The 20,309-nt window shown below is 38.2% G+C and carries 14 protein-coding genes; 12 read left to right on the forward strand and 2 right to left on the reverse strand.

Features of this window, described 5'->3' with window-relative positions; genetic code table 11:
* Positions 1-182 precede the first annotated feature (182 nt).
* Together AN34_RS14950 and AN34_RS14955 are read left to right on the forward strand one after the other, a co-directional pair.
* Complete coding sequence (locus AN34_RS14950) at positions 183-3,317, forward strand: SusC/RagA family TonB-linked outer membrane protein (RefSeq protein ID WP_029286748.1); 3,135 nt, start codon at positions 183-185, stop codon at positions 3,315-3,317.
* A gap of 11 nt (positions 3,318-3,328) precedes the next feature.
* The gene (locus AN34_RS14955; RefSeq protein WP_029286749.1) at positions 3,329-4,762 is read left to right on the forward strand and encodes a SusD/RagB family nutrient-binding outer membrane lipoprotein; all 1,434 of its coding nucleotides are present in this window, start codon (positions 3,329-3,331) and stop codon (positions 4,760-4,762) included.
* Positions 4,763-4,982: 220 nt separating this feature from the next.
* On the opposite strand, the gene AN34_RS14960 is transcribed toward AN34_RS14955, so the two are convergent.
* The gene (locus AN34_RS14960) at positions 4,983-6,617 is read right to left on the reverse strand and encodes an ABC transporter substrate-binding protein (RefSeq protein ID WP_029286751.1); all 1,635 of its coding nucleotides are present in this window, start codon (positions 6,615-6,617) and stop codon (positions 4,983-4,985) included.
* A 46-nt stretch (positions 6,618-6,663) separates the two neighbouring features.
* Here AN34_RS14960 and AN34_RS14965 point away from each other — a divergent pair, with 46 nt between their 5' ends.
* Entirely contained in the window at positions 6,664-7,116 is a 453-nt protein-coding gene (locus tag AN34_RS14965; protein ID WP_029286752.1) for a hypothetical protein, read from the forward strand.
* 83 nt (positions 7,117-7,199) lie between these two features.
* Positions 7,200-8,273 (forward strand): DUF2891 domain-containing protein, encoded by a 1,074-nt coding sequence (locus AN34_RS14970; RefSeq protein ID WP_029286753.1) that lies wholly within the window; start codon positions 7,200-7,202, stop codon positions 8,271-8,273.
* 389 nt (positions 8,274-8,662) lie between these two features.
* On the opposite strand, the gene AN34_RS14980 is transcribed toward AN34_RS14970, so the two are convergent.
* Positions 8,663-9,184 carry an NADPH-dependent FMN reductase gene (locus AN34_RS14980; protein WP_029286756.1) on the reverse strand — a complete coding sequence of 174 codons (522 nt, stop codon included), beginning with the start codon at positions 9,182-9,184 and terminating at the stop codon, positions 8,663-8,665.
* A 182-nt stretch (positions 9,185-9,366) separates the two neighbouring features.
* Here AN34_RS14980 and AN34_RS14985 point away from each other — a divergent pair, with 182 nt between their 5' ends.
* From AN34_RS14985 to AN34_RS15020, 8 genes are all read left to right on the forward strand, one after another.
* Positions 9,367-10,170, forward strand: coding sequence for a ParA family protein (locus tag AN34_RS14985; RefSeq protein ID WP_029286757.1), 804 nt, complete (start codon positions 9,367-9,369; stop codon positions 10,168-10,170).
* A gap of 7 nt (positions 10,171-10,177) precedes the next feature.
* Positions 10,178-11,086, forward strand: a complete 909-nt coding sequence (locus AN34_RS14990) for a ParB/RepB/Spo0J family partition protein (protein WP_029286759.1) — start codon at positions 10,178-10,180, stop codon at positions 11,084-11,086.
* Positions 11,086-11,799 carry a DUF5683 domain-containing protein gene (locus AN34_RS14995; RefSeq protein ID WP_051666620.1) on the forward strand — a complete coding sequence of 238 codons (714 nt, stop codon included), beginning with the start codon at positions 11,086-11,088 and terminating at the stop codon, positions 11,797-11,799. The genes AN34_RS14990 and AN34_RS14995 overlap by 1 nt, the downstream gene beginning before the upstream one ends.
* A gap of 92 nt (positions 11,800-11,891) precedes the next feature.
* Positions 11,892-12,626, forward strand: a complete 735-nt coding sequence (dapB, locus tag AN34_RS15000) for a 4-hydroxy-tetrahydrodipicolinate reductase (RefSeq protein WP_029286762.1) — start codon at positions 11,892-11,894, stop codon at positions 12,624-12,626.
* Between the two features lie 155 nt (positions 12,627-12,781).
* Positions 12,782-13,975, forward strand: a complete 1,194-nt coding sequence (lepB, locus tag AN34_RS15005; protein ID WP_029286763.1) for a signal peptidase I — start codon at positions 12,782-12,784, stop codon at positions 13,973-13,975.
* Between the two features lie 463 nt (positions 13,976-14,438).
* Complete coding sequence (lepB, locus tag AN34_RS15010) at positions 14,439-15,626, forward strand: signal peptidase I (protein ID WP_029286765.1); 1,188 nt, start codon at positions 14,439-14,441, stop codon at positions 15,624-15,626.
* A gap of 138 nt (positions 15,627-15,764) precedes the next feature.
* On the forward strand, positions 15,765-16,955 hold the full coding sequence (locus AN34_RS15015; protein WP_029286766.1) for an ROK family protein: 1,191 nt from the start codon (positions 15,765-15,767) through the stop codon (positions 16,953-16,955).
* 85 nt (positions 16,956-17,040) lie between these two features.
* Positions 17,041-20,307, forward strand: a complete 3,267-nt coding sequence (locus AN34_RS15020; protein ID WP_029286767.1) for a SusC/RagA family TonB-linked outer membrane protein — start codon at positions 17,041-17,043, stop codon at positions 20,305-20,307.
* Positions 20,308-20,309 lie beyond the last annotated feature (2 nt).

The following is a 20,309-nucleotide window of genomic DNA, read 5'->3' on the forward strand; positions in this document are numbered from 1 at the left end:
TACACCAAGAAGAAGTTTTTTTTAGTGCTGATTTAGTTTTTCTTGCCTGTTTTTGCTACCTTTTATGTTGTATTTGTTATGCGATGCGGTTTTTTGCGTATTCATTGAAATTTTCTGCATCTTTTTTATGCTAAAAGCCTATCTTGCATATGCTAACAATCAACAACCTAAATTCTTGATATATGAAAAAAGTCTTTACCTCGCTTTTTTTTCTATGTATTTTACTTGCCGGGCTATCTTCCTTTGCCCAGGTAAAAACCATTACAGGGAAAATTACTGCTACAGATGACGGTGGGCCATTGCCTGGAGCAAGTATAAAACTTAAAGGTACCACCACCGGAACATCTACTGATGGAAACGGTGCTTTCACTATTCAGGTTCCTTCTACTGCTGCTATTCTACAAATTAGTTTAGTGGGTTATAAAATGCAGGAAATTACTGTAGGCGAGAGAACTACCATTACTGTAGCCCTTTCTTCTGATTCTCAACAGCTTCAGGAAGTGACCGTTTCAACGGCATTAGGGATTACCAGGCAGGCGAAATCATTAGGTTATGCGGCACAAACTGTAGGTGAGAAGGATCTTAATTTTAACCATCAGCCCAACTTAATTAATGCTTTACAGGGTAAAGTTGCTGGAGCCACCATATCAAGCACAGGTGGTGGCCCGGGGCAAGGCGCCAGCATTAGGATTAGAGGGGTAAATTCCATAGATCCGAACAGATCTGGCGATCCGCTTTATGTGATTGATGGTGTTCAGATTGATAACACTACTTCAACCCAGGGTGCAAACCCCAGTGGAAATGCTTATGGTTCAAGAGGGGTAACCAACAGGGCATCAGATATTAATCCGGAAGATATTGAGACCATTAATATTTTAAAAGGTGGGGCTGCAACGGCACTTTATGGTTTGCGAGGCGCAAATGGAGTGGTAGTTATCACCACAAAAAGAGGTAAGCAAAATGGAATCCAAATTAACCTTAACAGCAGTTATGGTTTTGATGAAGTGTTAATTAGTCCGAAAGTGCAAACGGAATATACGCAGGGTGTGCTTGGCGTGTACACTAATCCACCTGGTGGCATCGGGCCTGCCTGGGGGCCAACCATTGCAGAAGCTAAACTGATTGACCCAACTCACCCGGATAAGCTTTATAATAATTACGATCAGGCTTTTGGTACTGGTCAGCAAATTAAAAACTCCATTTCTTTAACCGGAGGAAGTGATGTAGTCAAGTTTTTCTCTTCTGTTTCTCAATTATACCAAAAAGGTATGATGCCGAATACTGATAACAGAAACCTCTCCGGGCGACTGAATACCGACTTCATTATTAGTCCGAAATTAAAGGCTTCTGTGAATATGAACTTTACCAATTCTGGAGGTTATACCTACAGTGCCGATCGATTTGGCGAGGGTTTGGCTTATTTTTCGCCAAGATATGATGTGGCAGATTACCAGAATGCAGATGGCTCACAAAAATACCTCGGCACTAATAACCCAATATGGGGTACGGCCAATAATAAACTGAAAGGGGATGTGAATCGTTACATTGCGGGAGCAAGTTTAACATATGATCCAACCAAATGGTTAAACTTTTCTTATCGTTTTGGAGTGGATACCTATAATGAAAACCGGGTAAGAACCGCCCGTGGGCCGATGTATACCGGAGAGGCCATGTATGATAATGATCAGGGTTACTATGGAGAATATAATTCGAAGTTTAGAACATTGAACAGCACATTTGTGGCTACACTCTCTACAAAATTAGGTGAAGATATTACCGGAACTTTAAGATTGGGGCAGGAACTATTTGATAGAAGAATTAAAGAAACCGGAACATTAGGGAGTATTTTAGGGATTTACAACTTCTTCAGCCTGGAGAATGCGAGCGTGCTGACGCCAAGCCAGGCCACAAGAGAGAAACGTTTAGTTGGCTATTTTGGAGAGGCCACTTTTGATTATAAAAATTTCCTTTTCTTAAGCGTTACAGGGAGAAATGATATCAGCTCTACCTTACCAAAAGAGAACAGATCTTTCTTTTATCCATCGGCCAGTTTAAGTTATGTATTTTCTGATCAGTTTAAATTGCCAACAGTCATTAGTCAGGCCAAACTAAGGTTATCATATGCCCGCATTGGGAAGGATGCAGCGGAGTATTCTACCTTTACTGGTTATACCCCATACCTTAATTTACCATCAGGAACTGGTGGTTTAACGATCGGTTCTAATTTAGGGAATCCTGATTTACTGCCAGAGTTTACCAATACTTATGAAGCAGGTTTAGAGATGTCTTTCTTTAAAAATCGATTAGGTTTTGATTTAACCTATTATTACTCATTGAGTACAGATCAGATTATCCAAACACAGGTGTCTTCTGCTGTGGGTTACGTCACCAAATCAATCAATGCAGGTGATATCAGAAATCGGGGGGTAGAAATGGTCATTAATGGTAAGCCCATTGTTGGAAAAGATTTTAACTGGGGCGTAAACCTTAATCTTTCTGCAAACCGCAACAAGGTGCTTTCTATGCCAAATGGCGTTACTGAAATTGTTTATGGTGCAGCAAGGGGTTATGGCAATGCAGGCGTAACCATGAAATTGATTGAAGGCCAGTCATATGGTAATATTTATGGAAGTTATTTTAACAGGTACTATGGAACGCAGGCAGAAGATCCGACGATTTTAGATAAAAATCTGCCCTTGCTTATTGGTGCCAATGGGTTTCCAAGTATTTCAGGAGGGAAGCAAAAACTTTTAGGTAACTCACAGCCAGATTATATTATTGGTTTCGGTAATAACTTCAGTTATAAGAATTTTAGCTTAAATGTATTATTTGATGCCCGCTTAGGTTTCGAAAAATACAACTGGCTGGAAGATTTCTATTCTGCTTTTGGCCTTCCGGATTATACGGCAGATAGAAGAACCACCAAAGTTTTTGATGGGGTGCTGGCTAATGGACAACCCAATACCAAGCCTGTTTATATGGGGCAGGGTTTGGGCCCAGATAATGTAAACTACGGTGAAGGTTACTATCGTATTCTGTATAGAAACGTTTCAGAACCTTTTGTTTCTGATGCTTCATGGGTTCGTTTACGTTCGGCTAGTTTAAGTTACAGATTCCCTCAACAATGGCTGCCAGCGAAAGCCATTAAAAACGCATCCTTATCTGTAACAGGAAATAATTTATGGTTGTGGACTAAATATTATGGCGTAGATCCAGAATCGAGTTCTTATGACTCGGGCAGTAACAATGATGGCTCTGCAGGTTTTACCTATCCATCAGCACGCACAATCATGTTTACCCTTAATGTTGGTTTTTAAAAAGAATTAAGATGCAAAAGATTATAAAATATACTTTGTTATCAGCTATTGTTGCAACATTAAGTTTGCAGGGCTGTAAAGATAGCTACTTTGATAAACTATCTGATAATCCAAACCAGGTGGCCACACCAAGTTTAAATGCTTTGCTGGCTACTTCAACCTATAAAGCCGGTTTTAATAATTATAGTGTGGCCAGTATTATTCTTCCATACGTGCAATACACGGCTAACCCTGCGGCCAATGGTGCCGGAGATACCTATCAGGCTATTGATTTCAGTGCAACCTGGGATTTGCTTTATTATGCTATGGCTGATGCCAATGAAATGAAGAAACTGGCCGTAACACAAAATTCAAGTGAATATAAAGGTGTAGCCGATGTATTAATTGCTTATAACCTGATAATGGTCAATGATCTTTGGGGCGATGCACCTTTCTCCGAAGCGTTCAACATTAACAACCTGGTGCCAAAATATGATAAGCAGCAAGATGTTTATACGTCAACTTTAGCACTGGTAGATGAGGCCATTACAGAACTGTCTAAAACTAATTCTGCGATCAAACTCGCTGCAGCCAGCGATTTAATTTATGGCACAACAGCTTCTACTGAAAGGGCAAACTGGTTAAAAATGGCTTATGCACTAAAGGCCCGTTTGCTGAATAAGGTGAGCAAGTCCAGCACTTATAATCCTTCAGCAGTGTTAGATGCTGTAAGTAAATCATTTGCCAGTAATGACGATGATGCCAGAATGCAGACCTTTAGAGAACGCAGTCCGTGGGCAACAGTAGCCTTGAATAACGAACAACAATCACTTGGTGGCTGGCTTTCAGAGCAGTTGATCGACGCTTTAAATGGAACAACCTATGGTGTATTTGATCCGCGTTTGCCAAAAATTACAGATTTAACGGTAGATGGGAAATATATTGGGACAATTAATGGTGCAGGAAACCGGGCTCCGGGTGCCAATACCCGAAAAGATGAAAACTACATCTCACGCAATTCTCCATGGAGTGGAAATACGTCGCCAATTTTTATCGTGACTTATGCAGAATTAAAATTTATTGAAGCTGAAGCTGCATTTAATACTGATCGGGCCAGATCATATGCCGCCTATTTAGCAGCCATCCGGGCAAATATGGATAAATTCCAGGTTTCAACAACAGATAAAGAAGCGTATATGGCACAACCAACGGTGGCAGTTGGTGCAGCTGCATTAACGAAAGACTTAATTTTTAAAGAAAAATACATAGCCACTTATTTAAATCCGGAAGCCTGGAATGATGCCCGCCGTTTTGATTATAAGTACAAGGATTTCACCATGCCGGTAAATGCTGCATTGCCAACTTTCATACGTCGACTGGATTATCCTCAGGGCGAAAGAAGTAAAAACAGTGCGAATGTGCCGGTTGATGTTCCGAGAACAACCAGATTGTGGTGGGATCAATAAGGTTTTAATTTTATCGGTTGGATCTCATCGGCAGATAAAATCTTAGCTGGTTGGTGAGACACCAACCATTAAGGGCTTTGCGTAAAATCTTTCGGTTGGTATCTCATTGGCAGAAATCCTAAATGAAATTTTCTGAATATTTATGGTCTCCCACCAACCAGTAGGTGAAGGTGTATAGGTATAAATAAGTTTCTTGATCTATCTACTAACTTATGAAAAATTAATTCTTCTTTATGTTTTTTAAAATCATTAAGCTTAAAGCATTAAAAGCATATCCGCTGATGTTGTTTTGAAGCATTACTACAGATTGATCATAAAACAAGGGAACTACCGGCGAATAATCCATAACCAGCTGATCCATTTTTCGGTAAAGTTCGAAACGTTTGTCGGCATTGGTTTCATAATAGCTTTGTTCAAACAGCTGGTCAAATTCTTTATTGTAAAAGGCAAAATAATTTGGTCCGTTGGGTACTTTGTTTTTGGAATAAAACATCGAGAGGAAATTCTCGCCATCAGCATAATCAGCCAGCCAGGAGCCTCGAAAAAAGTTTACATTGTTTTTGGACATCAGGTCTCTTAAACTTGCACTCGGACTCACATCAATTTTAACCTTCATTCCAATATTGGTCAATTCGCCCTGTATAAATTCAATTAAATCTTTGTAGGTGGTTGTGGTGTTTAATGTAATTTCAGGCAACCCCTTTCCTTCAGGAAAACCAGCTTCTCTTAATAATCTGGCGGATAAAACAGGGTTGTAAGTATAACCCCTAACAGCTAAACTATCAAAACCAGGCATTCCTTTTGGGATAAATCCGGATGTGGCCGCTATGCCAATTCCATTTCTTAAATACCGGATTAATTTATCACGGTCGATAGCGTAATTAATGGCCTGCCTGATCTTTTTTATTCTTAATGGCGATTTCTTTACAATGGCCAAATTGGTATCGACTAAAATACCTACATACTCCGTGCATAGATAGGGGCTTTTGGTTAAGGTGAATTTGCCTTTATATTTAGAAACCATTTTGCCACTCTTGGTTAGAATGTCATCGCGGTAGCTGCCATCCACATTGTAATAAAAGTCTAAATCCTTTTTCAGGAAACTCATAAAGCCACTTTGCTTATCAGTAATAAATGTCGCCTTTACCGCATCCAGGTAGGGCAGCTTGGTTCCTTTTTGATCATGCTCAAAATAATGCTCATTTTTTAATAAAACCAGGATCTCACCTTCTTTCCAGTACTTAAATTTAAAGGGGCCAGTGCCAATCGGGTGGCTTCTGAAATCTTTTCCATAATGTTCAACAACTTCCTTTGGCACCACGGAACAGTATTGAGTGGTGAGCAAATTCATGAGTGGAGGAAAGGGCTTTACGAGTTTAATTTGAAAGGTAGAATCATTTAAGGCGACAAAATTATGCTGATCTTTTACCTTATCGCTAAAAATCCATCCACCAGAAGAAGCTACTTTAGGATCGATTAACCGGTAAAAACTGTAAGCGAAATCTCTGGCGATTACTTTTCTGCCTTTGCCATTTTTAAAAGTCGGATCATCATGAAAGTAAACATCGTTACGCAGATTAAAGGTGTAAGTTAAGGCATCATCAGATATTTTCCAGCTTTTAGCGATGCATGGTGCACTTTGAAGATTAGAATCGATTTGTACCAGGCCATTAAAAATTTGATTGGTCATCCAGATGGCATTCTGGTTGCGGGCAAAAGCCGGATCAATTGATGTTAAACCTTGGTCAAGATTAATATTAAATGTTTTTTTGTCGCCATTTTCGGCATCCTGATGACATGAAGTGAAAATAATGCTAATGAAAATCCAAAATATATAATTAAATGAGGCTCGCATGAAATAAGGATTGTTATTTTTGCACAAATTAATAAATTTAATGCAGATGTCTTTTTTAAACGATTTATTTATCGGCCTTGATGCCACAATTCGGGAAGATTTACAAGAACGATTGGATATTGTGGAGCACAAAATTAAATTTATGGAAAAGGTGCCGGTGGCCGTGCTTGATGTAAGCAATACCCCTGGCTATTATTTTACAGAAGAAATTGCCTTCGCTGGTGGAATGATAGAAGCCGATATCATGAGTGCAGTATTTATTATTTACTATCAGCCTGAAAAGACTCTGACGGATTTAATGCGGGAAGTGCCATCCCTTTTAAGTTCAGATTGGCAGGCAGTGAAAAACAATCGGATTATCTTGCTTAATGATGATGTTAATCGGGAAAAATCTGCTGAAAACGTAGTGTCTTTAATTGAAGATATGGCTGAAATGTTACACCCTGGCTCTTTTATTTTTGGTCATGAAGGTGATAAGTGGATTCGTTTTGGCGCGTAACAAAGGCCGAAGTAGCGGACTGGTTGTGGCCAAAAACAACCAATAAGCCTACATCATCTAAATGCATTAAATTCAATTTCGTTATGAAAAAACTTATCTTAATCGTTATTCTTTTCTTTTCATCCTTGTTAGTTCGTGCACAAGTTGTTCCAACATTAACAGCAGATGTGGCTGATCAACTTTCAAAGATGCCTTTGGGATGCATTGGTCAGGAATTTCCAAATAAAACATCTCATGTGGCCAACACCGCGGTGGATGGCCGATTGTTGCCTAGTGAATTGCACCCTGCATTTTATGGTTGTTTAGATTGGCATAGCTCTGTTCACGGTCACTGGATGCTGATTCGGTTGCTGAAAACCATTCCAGATTTAAAAAATAAACCAGAAATTGTTGCCCAGCTCAACAAAACCTTTACTCCTGAAAAAATGAAGGCTGAGGCGGAATATTTTACGAAATACCAGGTAGCCAATACCTATGAACGGACTTACGGATGGGCGTGGTTATTAAAGCTTGATCAGGAATTATATACGTGGGATAATCCTGATGCAAAGAAATGGTACGCAGCTTTGCAACCGCTAACGCAACAAATATTGAAACTCTGGAAGTCTTATCTGCCTAAACAAACCTATCCAAACCGGACGGGTGTTCATCCCAATACGGCATTTGGTTTAGTTTTCGCCTTAGATTGGGCCAAGACTTTTAAAGATGTTGATTTTGAAAAGCAAATTGATGAGAAGGCCAAAGCTTTTTATCTGGATAATACCGCAACACCTGCATATCTCGAACCGGATGGATCAGATTTCTTTTCACCAAGCCTGGAAATAGCCGACTTAATGAGGCGGGTATTGCCAAATAAAGAATTTGTAAAGTGGTTAAATAAATTCTATGAAGAGAAAAGTATTAAACGCATCAGTGATTTGCCGATAATTAGCGATATAAATGATTACCAGGGTGTTCATCTGGTTGGTTTATCATTTACCAGGGCATGGTGTATGAAGGGAATCGCTAAAGAATTACCACAAAACCATAAACTAAAAAAGCATTTTGAAGCAACAGCCGATCGGTTTTTAGCCAATGCCCTACCACTTGTTTTTGCTGGTAATTATGGTGGAGATCATTGGTTGGCGTCTTTTGCTGTTTATGCATTAGAAAAATAGTTGTTGCATATTAACATCTTTCTTTTTAGTAGATATTAACGATTGAATCGTTAGACTGTTATGCGCTCGTTTGGAAACGAGCGCAGGCGCGAAAAATAGTTGTTGCATATTAACATCTTTCTTTTTAGTAGATATTAACGATTGAATCGTTAAACTGTTATGTACTCGTTTGGAAATGAGCGCAGGCGCGAAAAATAGTTGTTGCATATTAACATCTTTCTTTTTAATAGATATCAACGATTGAATCGTTAGACTGTTATGCGCTCGTTTGGAAACGAGCGCAGGCGCGTATGATTGAATTTTCTATCTATCTATCTATCTATCTATCTATCTATCTATCTATCTATCTATCATGATCCTTAAATCCTGGAAATCTCTTTAATCCTGGCCTAAAAACGAAGAAATTTATCAATCTGTTCATTTGTAAACTTAATCGTATCTTCCTGAATTAAGTTTCCTGATGAATCTAATTCCTGTTTAATATTTGGAATATGAATGCGAAGTGGCAACACATTAAGGTGGATGTAATGGCAAACACCAGTAAAGTGATCCACACCCCTGATATTTCCATATTTGCCTGAAGAAATTCCAACCAGGCAAGCCTTCTTGTCATAAAAACTACCAGGGAAATCACAAGCATCAATGAGTACTTTTAATACGCCAGGGAAGCTGCCATTGTATTCAGGAATGATAAAAAGAAACTTAGTTGTTTGTGTAATCAAATCCTGTATTTTTTGAAAAGCTATCGAGCGTTTGCCAAACATGTCTGTATTTAATACGTCTACAGGTAAATGCTCCAGGTTAAGCATATTTGCTTCCTGCCCCCTTAAATTCAATTGTGATTGATAATAATTGGCAATTTTTAACGTATTGCTATTGGGTCTGTTGGTGGCTGCTATTATGGTAATCATGGATGAATTGTTAATAAGATGTTCAAAACCCGAAAGTCCCGATTGCTAAAATTGCTATATAGTTTGTATCTTAGCTGATTGATAAAAAGGGCGTAATTAACGCAAAAATAGAACTTTTTGCCAATTAATCGGCATAAATAAACAGCGCCCAAATAAACGTTAAGTAAATTTCGGATAGATAGATGAGCAAAATTATTGCATTAGCAAATCAAAAAGGTGGTGTTGGTAAAACAACTTCATCTATAAACCTGGCTGCCAGTTTAGCCGTATTAGAATACAAAACTTTATTGGTAGATGCTGATCCTCAGGCAAATTCAACATCAGGTATCGGTTTCGATCCCCGGAATATTAAAGACAGTATCTACGAATGTATCATCAATGACATTGATCCTGCTCAGGCAATTCAGAAAACCGATACGCCAAATCTGGATTTATTACCAGCGCATATTGATCTGGTAGGTGCCGAAATTGAGATGATTAACCTCAATAATCGTGAATACAAAATGAAGGCGGTTTTAGAGAAGATTAAAGATCAGTATGATTTTATTATTATTGACTGTTCTCCATCATTGGGCTTAATTACCATTAATGCTTTAACAGCGGCCGATTCAGTAATTATTCCGGTTCAATGTGAGTATTTTGCACTTGAAGGTTTAGGGAAATTACTAAATACTATAAAAATTGTGCAAAACCGTTTAAATCCTGATCTGGAAATAGAAGGTATTTTGCTTACTATGTATGATGTGCGCTTACGCTTATCAAATCAGGTGGTGGAAGAAGTAAGAACACACTTCCATGAATTGGTTTTTGATACTATTATTCAGCGTAATACACGATTGAGTGAGGCGCCAAGTTATGGTGTTTCTGTAATTATGCATGATGCAAACTGCAAAGGAGCCATTAATTACCTCAACCTGGCCAGAGAGATAGTGAAGAAAAATGGCCTGTTAAAGGAAGAAGAAAATATAGATACCGCAACTTTATAAATTATAGATGACATCTTTTCAGCGAAAAACAGGTTTAGGAAGAGGGTTAAGTGCGCTTTTAGATGATAGCGAATCTGCTCATCCACCAAAGCAGCAGGTAAATGCGGTAAGCGAAACTGAACAAATCGGCAACATCAGTCATGTTAGTTTAACTGAAGTTGAAACCAACCCATACCAGCCACGTACAGAATTTGATCAGGTTGCTTTAAACGAACTGGCAGATTCCATCAAGGTTCAGGGCTTAATTCAACCCATCACCGTAAGGAAACTCGGTGCAAACAAGTATCAGTTAATATCTGGCGAGCGTAGGTTCAGGGCTTCTAAACTAGCAGGTTTAACACAAATCCCGGCTTATATCCGCAGTGCTAACGATCAGCAGATGCTGGAAATGGCATTGATCGAAAATATCCAAAGGGAGAATTTAAACTCCATTGAGGTGGCTTTGAGTTTCCAAAGAATGATTGATGAGGTAGGTTTAAAACAAGAACAACTGGGCGAGCGTGTAGGGAAAAACCGAACAACGGTAACCAATTACCTCCGCTTACTGAAACTTCCACCAGCCATTCAAGCTTCTATCCGCGATCAAAAAATTTCAATGGGCCATGCAAGGGCACTAATTAATGTTGATGGTGTTGATAAACAGTTATTTATCCATCAGAAAATTTTAGAAAAAGGTTTATCCGTTCGTAAGGTAGAAGAATTGGTTAGAAACCTGCATCATGCGCCTTTAAAAGTAGAAGAGAAACCCAAAGCAAAAGGGGCTTCCTTGCAGTATCAGAAATTGCAGGATGATTTAGCCTCTAAATTTGCCACCCGGGTAAAATTGAAAGTAAGTCAGAATGGTAAAGGAGCAATTGAAATTCCTTTCATGAGTGATGATGATTTAAATCGAATATTAGAATTATTAGACTGGTAATGCGCATTCACAAGCTTTTAATTCTGGTTTCTTTCTTTACATTTTTTCTTATAAGCCTGGCTTCTGCCCAGGTAAGAGATAGCTTGTTAAAGCAAACAGATACGCTAAAAAGCCGTAAAGGTAAACCTGTAAAAGTAGATTCGCCAAAAGTGATGTCCCGACGGGATTCTGCAAAAGCAAAGTATGTTAATCCAGGTAAGGTTGCTGGTCGCAAGGCTGTTTTCAGATCGATGATTATTCCGGGATGGGGGCAGTTATACAATATGCAATTGCTTAATGATGGGTATGGAACCAGAGCAGGAAAAAGCCAGACGCTTCAGAAAATCTATACTTCGGGTAAAATAGTAGCCATTTATGGTGGTTTCACTGCGCTTACTTTATCATATATCGAAAGCAGAAAAAATTACAACCGTTTTTTGGATGAGGCTCAATACCGTGAACTTAATCCTAACAAAAAGCTAGACTTAACCCAATACTCCGACCAAGGTGTATTAGATGGAAAAAGTCTTTATAAAAGAAATTCCCAGATTGTGATTTTCTCTTATGGTTTACTGTATGCCGCCAATATAGTGGATGCTTACGTAGCAGCCCGGTTACACTTTTTTAATATTGATGATAACCTGACTTTTCAGGTTCATCCAACAGTGATCAATACAAATACCATGTATGGTTTAAATGCGACACCAGCATTAAAACTATCATTAACATTTTAATGAATATGAAACCATCAGGATCTTTCAGAATTATACCACAAAATAATTAAGATCATGATCGCTTCATCACTTTTAACAATAAAATAATACAGATGAAAATAGCGCTTTTAGGTTATGGCAAAATGGGGCAGATTATTGAAAAATTTGCGCAGGAACGTGGTCATGAAATCGTGTTAAAAATATCAGTTGATAATCTTGAAGATTTAACGAGGCAAAATTTAAAAAGTGCCGATGTAGCCATCGATTTCAGTACGCCTGATTCGGTGTTAGGTAACATAGATGCATGTTTTGATGCCAATGTTCCGGTAGTGGTGGGTACAACTGGTTGGTACGGAAAATTGCAGGATGTAAAAAATGATTGCGATAGCAGTAACAATACCCTGTTGTATGGTTCTAACTTTAGTATAGGTGTAAATTTATTCTTTAAGCTTAATCAGGCCTTAGCAAAGCTGATGAACAATTATCCGGCTTATGAAGTGCAGGTAGAAGAGATTCACCATACCCAAAAATTAGATGCGCCAAGTGGTACAGCCATCACCATCGCTGAAGGAATTGTTGATCATTTAGAACGTAAATCGGAATGGTTAAATGAAGTGGTAGGAACTGATGTTGAATTGTTTCCAAAGGCAGACCAATTACTGATCGAATCTCACCGGATTGAAAATATACCAGGAACACATACGGTGATTTATAGCAGTGAGGTGGATGAGATTGAAATTAAACATACCGCACATAGCAGAGCGGGTTTTGCTTTGGGTGCGGTGGTTGCTGCAGAATGGTTAAAAGATAAGAAAGGATTTTTCAGTATTACCGATATATTTGAATAGAGCTAAATGTTTAAATACTGAATTGTTATTGATCTGAGTAATCTTCAATCTGAGTATTAACCGACGAGGTGATAAACAGATCAATAAAAAACAGTATAATTATAAATAATGCAGATAATAGTTACCGGATTTACCGTTAACCAACAGATAAAAATATGAACTACAAATTCTGGCAGAAAAAAAATGATGCCACAAAGAAGAAAAAAACCAAAACCCGCGAGTGGGTAGATGCCATTGTTTTTGCAGTAGTGGCTGCCACCATTATTCGTGTTTTCTTTATCGAGGCTTATACCATTCCATCCGGATCAATGGAGCGCTCTTTATTAATCGGCGATTTTCTTTTTGTAAGTAAGGTAAATTATGGTGCTCGTATCCCGATGACGCCAGTGGCTTTTCCATTTGCACATCATACCATGCCACTAACCACATCTACCAAGGCCTATTGGGATGGCGTTCAATGGAAATACCGTCGTTTGCCAGGTTTATCAGATATTAAAAGAAATGATGTAGTGGTTTTTAACTTTCCAGAAGGCGATACCGTCGCTGTGGAGAAACAAGATGCCAGTTATTATGATCTGGTTAGGATGAGTGGACGTGAGCAGGTTAGAAATACCTATACCATTATAGACAGACCTGTTGATAAGCGTGAGAATTACATTAAGAGATGTATTGGTATAGCAGGCGATGTGGTGTCTATGTCTGCCGGTGTAGTGAGTGTAAATGGTAAGCCTGAGCCTATCAAAAGTACAGGGATGATGCCATACCGTATTGAGTTTAAAACCATGGATTTTAACTACTCAGCCTTAGATGAGTACAAACTTGATTTGGGAAGTAGTCCGGCGATAGCCGCAAATACCTATGTAGTCAATGCATCACCAGAGATTGTAGAGAAACTTAAAACTTTAGATTTTGTAAAATCAGTTGTGATGAATCCTGATCCTGTTGGTGAAGAAGCTGGCGGTATATTTCCTCATGATCCAAACAGACAATGGAACAGAGATAATTTTGGTCCGATTAAAATACCGGCAAAGGGATGGACGGTTAAGATTGACAGCAATACCATGCCACTTTATTACCGTGCCATTAGAACATATGAAGGCAATAAGGTAGAACAGAAAGGTGGGGTTTGGTACATTAATGATAAAGTAGCCACTACTTATACCTTTAAAATGAATTATTACTGGATGATGGGTGATAATCGCCATAATTCTGCAGATTCACGTTATTGGGGGTTTGTGCCAGAAGATCACGTAGTAGGAAAGGCTTTATTTATCTGGATGAGCTTTGATGGTGAAGGTTCATTCCTGCATAAAATACGCTGGAGCAGATTATTCAGCGGGATTCACTAATAAATAGAATAAAATTTTAGAAGCGTTTTGATGTAAATCAAAGCGCTTTTTTTATTGGTTCTAATGGTAAAAGGCCACACTATTCGCCTAATGGCACCTTTCTCCGGAAGGGAAAGGGCGTGGAATACGTATTATACGTGACTTGTGTTAGATTTGGTTCGGTAATAATGAAGTTGGTGGTTAAAAATCGCAGGGATTCTTCGCTACGCTCTGAATGACAATATGGTCGAATTAAAAGATAAATCAGGTTATTACTACCCTGCTATCCGACATCAGATCAAAGCCCTGGACTTTTGTTACTTTTGGTCCAAGCCAAAAGTAAAAGCCATTCGGCGGCTGACCTGCACCGATTTTTCATCGGTAGCCGAGGCAAGCCAACGCAGGGGGAAATAGCTACATCACTATACCTCCTGTAACAAAAAACCTTTCTCTTCATCTAAAACCCACAATATCAATCATTAAGATGAACTGGAAAATCTGGAAGAAGAAAAATGATCATAAAAAGAAGAAGAGCAAAACCAGGGAATGGGTAGATGCGATTGTTTTTGCAGTAGTGGCAGCAACCATTATTCGTGTTTTCTTTATTGAAGCTTATACCATTCCTTCAGGATCGATGGAAAGATCGCTTTTGATTGGCGACTACCTTTTTGTAAGTAAGGTGAATTATGGTGCCCGAATCCCAATGACACCCGTGGCATTTCCTTTTGCGCATCATACCATGCCCTTAACTGGTACCAAGGCATATTGGGATGGCATTCAATGGAAATATTATCGTTTACCGGGTTTATCTGAAATCAAGCGGAATGATGTGGTGGTTTTTAACTTACCTGTAGGCGATACGGTTGCTCTTGAAAATCAGGAACCCAGTTATTATAATTTGATCCGTCAGTCTGATTGGAAAACTGTAAACAGCCAATATACCGTTACCAGCAGGCCGGTAGATAAAAGAGAGAATATCATTAAAAGGTGTATTGGCATCCCCGGAGATGTTGTTCGTATGCAAAATGGAATAGTCAGCATCAATGGTAAATCTGAGCCCTTAAAAAACACAGGTCAAATGCCTTATAAAATTCATTTAACCACCGCTAATGTTAATCTTGAAGTATTTAGCAATTTAGGATTTAAGGTGAATGAAATGCAACAGCTTGATGGAGAAACGTACATCGCTAATGCAACATCAGAAATGATTCAGAAATTAAAACAATTTGATTTTGTAAAATCTGTTGAATTATCTGTATCACCACCCTCTACTAACGATGGCAATCTTTTTCCATTGGACCCCAATAGAAAATGGAATGTAGATAATTTTGGACCAGTCAAAATCCCTGCAAAAGGCTGGACGGTAAAAATTGATAGTAATACCATGCCACTTTATTATAGGGCCATCAGAACTTACGAGGGAAATAAAGTTGAACAAAAAGAAGGTAAATGGTACATCAACGATCAGCCGGCTACTACTTATACTTTTAAAATGAACTACTACTGGATGATGGGAGATAATCGCCATAATTCTACAGATTCAAGGTATTGGGGCTTTGTTCCGGAAGATCATGTGGTTGGAAAGGCATTGTTTATCTGGATGAGTTTCGATCGTGATGCTTCATTCTTCCATAAAATTAGATGGAGCAGATTACTTAAAGGAATAAATTAACTCGAAGTCAAACCAAACAAAAAAAGGCCTGAATTCCATCAGGCCTTTTTTTGTTTGGAAAAATACTTTTGAAAAAAATTAATAAGTCGGTTAATGTTTTAAAAATATTTATTAAGTTTGTTGATAAACCAAATAAAAATGTCGGTAATTATTGAGAAAGGTCAGCGACTTCGTGCTGATATTATCAAACATCTTTATTATAAAGGGGCTTTATCCTTAACAGACTTAAGTAAACTCACTAAAAAAAGTTTGCCTTTGGTTACTGCTATTGTAAATGGTTTAATTACAGAAGGCTATATTCTTGAGCAGGGGCTTGCGCCTTCAACAGGAGGCAGACGAGCATCAATCTACCTATTAAATCCTAATCACCGTAAATATATTGTTGCAGTTGCAATGGATCAGCTCATTACCAGGCTAACCATTTACGACTTATCCAGGCAGGTTGTTTTACCCATAGAACATCTCGATCTGAATATGTCTGATTCTTTTACAGATGTAGATATACTGGCTGATTTTATTAATGAAAGCATTAAAAAGTCTAAAATTGACCGCAATGATATTATAGGTGTCGGGATTGGCATGCCTGGTTTTGTTAATACTGAAAAGGGTATTAATTCATCATTTCTGTTTATACAAAGTGGCGAAACATTAAGAGATTATCTTTCTGATAAAATAAATTTACCCATCTCATTAGACAATGATTCCAGTTTAATAGCCCTTGCAGAACTTAACTTCGGTGAGGCGATAGACTTAAAAGATGTGATGGTCGTAAATATCGGCTGGGGTACAGGATTGGGCATGATTGTGAACGGACAACTTTACCGCGGCAGTCGTGGTTATGCAGGAGAATTCAGTCACATCCCTTTATCTGATAGCAATAATTTATGTGCTTGCGGTAAGAGAGGTTGTTTAGAGGTAGACACTTCATTGCTCATTATGGCTGAAAAGGCTGAACGGGCATTGGAAGAAGGCGCAGAATCGAGCATGAAAGTTTTATTTAAGGATAAAACCAAGCATGCCAGAGATCATTTTTTGGATGCTGTTGAAGCTCAGGATCCATTGGCTATATCTATTCTTTCCAAAGCGGCATTTCAAATTGGAAAAGGTTTATCCACCTTAATGCATATTTTAAACCCAGAGTGTATTGTGTTGAGCGGAAGAGGAGCGAAAGTAGGCAAAATGTTTCTGCCATCTATCCAGCAGGCCATTAATCAGTTTTGCATGCCACGTATTGCAGAACTTACAACCATAAAATTATCTACCCTGACTGATGAGGCTGAGCTTTTAGCTGCGGCAAGTTTAATGGTAGAAAATAGTCAATTCGAATAAAATAAAACTAGCCACATGAAGTAATAGAAAAATAGAGTAAATAAATAACTTATCAAATCAACTACAACCTAAACAACAAAGAATTATGAAAAAAATGTACTTAATGTGCCTAAGTATATTGTTGTTATCCCTGTTAACAATAACATCTTACGCACAAACAAACATCACCGGAACGGTGAAAGATGCATCTGGTCCTCTTCCTGGGGTCAGTATTTCCATCAAAGGCACATCCAAAGTTACCCAGACAGATGGGAACGGAAAGTTCTCTATTGCAGTAAATGCTAAAGAAACACTGGTTTTCACTGCTATTGGATATGCTAAACAAGAAATTGTTTATGGCAGTCAAACCACATTGAGCGTAACACTTAAGGAAAGTTCCAATCAATTGGATGAAGTGAATGTGGTAACGACTGCGCTGGGTATCAAGAGACAAGAAAAATCTCTCGGATATGCCGTAAGTACAGTAACTGCCAAACAATTAACAGAAGCCGGTAACACCAATTTTGCATCAGCATTATATGGTAAAGCCGCAGGTGTTAAAATTACCACTGCACCTGGTGGTGCCAGCAGTGCGGTAAATGTTCAGATTCGTGGTATCAACTCCATTAATTATAACCAGCAACCTTTATATGTAGTGGATGGTGTAATGATTAGAAATGATGGACAGAATGGTGCTACAGGTGCAAACAATAACAACTATTGGGATGATCAACGTGTACGGGGTAACGGTATTTTAGATATCAATCCGGCAGATATTGAAAGTTTAACTGTTTTAAAGGGCGCAAGTGCATCAGCATTATATGGTTCTGATGCGGCTAGTGGTGTGGTGGTTATTACGACTAAAAAAGGATCTAAAAACCGCGGACTAGGAATTGATTTCAATTACCAGGGATCGGTAGACCAGGTTGCTTTTTTACCTAATTTCCAAAATACCTATGGTCCAGGTTATGACAGAGAAACAAACGTTGCTAATGGTGCTACAGAAGAAGGTTGGATTGCGGATGCAACTTCTCCAAGTGGTTACAGGCCATATTTCAGGGCTTATGCTAATTTTGGTCCAAAAATGGAAGGCCAGCAGGTAAGATGGTGGGATGGTTCAATCCGTTCTTATTCACCTCAGCCAAATAATTACAGAGATGTTTATCAGGATGGATATACATCTAATGCAAATGTTGCCATTTCTAACCAGACTGATGCATTGAATTATCGTTTTTCTGCATCACGATTAGATTATAAAGGAACGCAACCAGGCAATACAGGGTCAAAAAATTCATTTAACTTAAATTCAACAATCAAATTAGCACCAAAATTATCTGCTGATGTAATTGTGAGTTATGTAAATACCAAGACCATTAACAGACCTTATCAATTAGGGCAGGTTTTGGGCTCATTCGGTGGTTTCTTTAGCCGAGCAGAGGATATGGATTTAATGAAACAAAAATATCAAACCAGTAATGGCTACAAATATTCTACTTTTGATCAAGTAGCACGTCCGGAACCATTTGTTTATAATATCAGAGCTACAAACTTATTGGATTTCTACTGGCAACAGTTAAAAAATCAGTATACTGAAAATGAAAACAGGTTATTATCAAGTTTTACCTTAAATTATGATTTTGCCAAAAATTTAAAATTTAGGGGGCGTATTGGTAATGATTATACCAGCTTAAAAGCGGAAAACAGACAGTTCACAGAAATTCCTAGTGCGCTAAATGGCAACACCAGTACCGGTGCTTATACCACAAACCAAGGTCAGTATGCTATATTGTATGGCGATGCATTAGTAACTTACTCCAATAAAATTGGCGAGGACTTCGGACTTTCATTAAGCGGTGGTTACCAAGGTAGAAAAGAAAGCTATAAAGATTTAAAATCAAATACAAGAGATGGATTGGTAACAGAAAATTTCTTCGCTTTATCAAATTCATTTAATGTTGCAGAGACTATAGAAACAAGAAAAGAGCAATTAAAATATGCTTATTTAGGGATAGCAAATTTTAGCTATAAAGATTTCCTTTTTGTAGAAGCAACCGGCAGGAGAGAGTATGTTTCTACTTTGCCTCCAGGTAATAATCAATATTCTTACTATTCCGTAAATAGTGGTTTTGTATTTAGTGATGTTGTGAAGTTACCCTCTTTTTGGGATTATGGTAAATTAAGAGCGTCATATGGTGTGGTAGGTAATGCGCCTCCAATGTATGAAGCCAATATTGCATATACTCAAAACTCTTTACAAACCATCAATGGTTCTGTTCCATCAATAGTTTCTGCCCGTGCATATGGTAATAAAGGATTGATGCCCGAAAAGAAACATGAAGCTGAATTCGGTTTAGAAACTCGTTTTCTAAAAGGAAGATTAGGATTAGATGTAAGTTATTATGATAATAAAATCAAAAACCAGATTTTACCACTAGATGTGTCATCTACAAATGGTGCGCAAAGTCAAATTGTGAACGTTGGAGAGATTGGAAATAAAGGTTGGGAAATTGCTTTAAATGCAACACCTTTAACTGGTAAATTTAGATGGGATACGCGCTTAAATTTCTCTACGAACAAATCCAGAGTGAATTCTTTAATAGATGCTAACTCAGAAATTAATTTCTATAATTCAGATCAGGCAACAGCTAAAATTGTAGCAAGAGCAGGTGAAGATCTTGGAAACATTTATATTCGCCCACGTAAGACTGATGCAAATGGTAACTATGTGATTAATGATGATGGCTTTTACGTAATGGATAATTCTGTTTACGTCAAAGTTGGAAATATTATGCCAAAAGCTGTAGGTGGTTTTTCAAACACATTCAGTTATGGTAACTTCTCCTTAGATTTCACTATTGATTACCGTTTCGGTGGCAAAATGATTGCACCAAACTTAAAATTCATGCGTGGAGCAGGGATGTTAGAAAATTCGATGGAATTTAGAGATGCGGCAAGTGGCGGCTTAACATACACTGCCAATGGCAAAACCTACAATGATGGTGTTTTACTTCAAGGCGTAAACGAAACTACCGGGCAGCCTAATACAAAGATTCTTTCTGCAGCTGATTATTATATTACCACTTACAATTGGGGTGAAGGTTCATTAACTGAAGCAGAAATCTTCAAAAATAACTTCATCAAGATGAGAGAAATTACTTTGGGTTACAAAATACCATCAACTTTAACAAAAAAAATTGGAATTAGTAATATGAGATTCGCTTTAATCGGCCGTAATTTATTCTACATCCACCGTACACTAAAAGATTTGGATCCTGAGGCACCACTAGGTAACAAATGGTGGTCGCAGGGTGTAGATGTAGGTTCTACCGCTGCATCAAGAAACTTTGGTTTCTCATTAAATGCAAACTTTTAATC

This window comes from Pedobacter sp. R20-19, from assembly GCF_000708265.2.
In the GTDB taxonomy this organism is placed as follows: domain Bacteria; phylum Bacteroidota; class Bacteroidia; order Sphingobacteriales; family Sphingobacteriaceae; genus Pedobacter.

What these genes read in the sequence shown, in the direction of transcription:
- AN34_RS14950 (WP_029286748.1), top strand. Translation starts at nt 183, where the DNA reads ATGAAAAAAGTCTTTACCTCGCTTTTTTTTCTATGTATTTTACTTGCC.
- AN34_RS14955 (WP_029286749.1), top strand. Translation starts at nt 3,329, where the DNA reads ATGCAAAAGATTATAAAATATACTTTGTTATCAGCTATTGTTGCAACA.
- AN34_RS14960 (WP_029286751.1), bottom strand. Translation starts at nt 6,617, where the DNA reads ATGCGAGCCTCATTTAATTATATATTTTGGATTTTCATTAGCATTATT.
- AN34_RS14965 (WP_029286752.1), top strand. Translation starts at nt 6,664, where the DNA reads ATGTCTTTTTTAAACGATTTATTTATCGGCCTTGATGCCACAATTCGG.
- AN34_RS14970 (WP_029286753.1), top strand. Translation starts at nt 7,200, where the DNA reads ATGAAAAAACTTATCTTAATCGTTATTCTTTTCTTTTCATCCTTGTTA.
- AN34_RS14980 (WP_029286756.1), bottom strand. Translation starts at nt 9,184, where the DNA reads ATGATTACCATAATAGCAGCCACCAACAGACCCAATAGCAATACGTTA.
- AN34_RS14985 (WP_029286757.1), top strand. Translation starts at nt 9,367, where the DNA reads ATGAGCAAAATTATTGCATTAGCAAATCAAAAAGGTGGTGTTGGTAAA.
- AN34_RS14990 (WP_029286759.1), top strand. Translation starts at nt 10,178, where the DNA reads ATGACATCTTTTCAGCGAAAAACAGGTTTAGGAAGAGGGTTAAGTGCG.
- AN34_RS14995 (WP_051666620.1), top strand. Translation starts at nt 11,086, where the DNA reads ATGCGCATTCACAAGCTTTTAATTCTGGTTTCTTTCTTTACATTTTTT.
- dapB (WP_029286762.1), top strand. Translation starts at nt 11,892, where the DNA reads ATGAAAATAGCGCTTTTAGGTTATGGCAAAATGGGGCAGATTATTGAA.
- lepB (WP_029286763.1), top strand. Translation starts at nt 12,782, where the DNA reads ATGAACTACAAATTCTGGCAGAAAAAAAATGATGCCACAAAGAAGAAA.
- lepB (WP_029286765.1), top strand. Translation starts at nt 14,439, where the DNA reads ATGAACTGGAAAATCTGGAAGAAGAAAAATGATCATAAAAAGAAGAAG.
- AN34_RS15015 (WP_029286766.1), top strand. Translation starts at nt 15,765, where the DNA reads ATGTCGGTAATTATTGAGAAAGGTCAGCGACTTCGTGCTGATATTATC.
- AN34_RS15020 (WP_029286767.1), top strand. Translation starts at nt 17,041, where the DNA reads ATGAAAAAAATGTACTTAATGTGCCTAAGTATATTGTTGTTATCCCTG.